Here is a 618-nt window from a genome sequence, read left to right as displayed (position 1 = left end):
ACATGCTGGTTTAAAAAGTCCAGTGGCGGACGACTTACCGTATATACTTGGATGAAGTTTGCTCCCATCATTATTATTTACAATACTATGTCACTTTTGGGACAGTGGTATTTTCAAGTTTTTTCGAAAGGTCAAAAGTATCCACTCACACCATATACTATTAGTGACAGTGTCACCGTTGTGGCTTCACCTCGATTGACACAGACAGGTATCAATACCCATTTGACGAATTGGTTACGCTCGCCAGAAAACAATAAGCCTTCAGTTTGCTATCAGATTATCGTTATTGATTTGGCTGCTGAAATATCTAGCCATATTGATAAACTTGAAATGACCACTAAAGACACCGCGTCTGCGCCTGTTCATTATTTGTATTTGCCCTTATTGGACTTGCAGCCATTAAATGACGTATTGCTCAAAGATTACATTGATTTATTTAAACAAATTGACGCTTTGATACGATCAGCTGAGACACAGGCGTTCGTCACCAATAATAAAGATAAAGTAGAGGGCAGTCTTATCACGCTTATCAATTTCCATTGCGTGATGGGATTGTCACGTAGCATCGGCGTGCAGGTTTTATATTTATTATATTGTGGTACGCTAACCACCCATAAC

The 618-nt window shown here is 39.2% G+C and carries 1 protein-coding gene; it reads left to right on the top strand.

Translation table 11 applies throughout. From position 1 onward, the window contains the following. Positions 1–618 (top strand): protein-tyrosine phosphatase family protein (locus ACS8FC_RS18850; protein WP_439297916.1); only part of this gene is annotated, 618 nt, incomplete at both ends.

The organism is Psychrobacter sp. 1Y4, from assembly GCF_051847555.1.
Note: the sequence above shows the minus strand (reverse complement) of the source record. Positions and strands in the feature narration are given on the sequence as shown.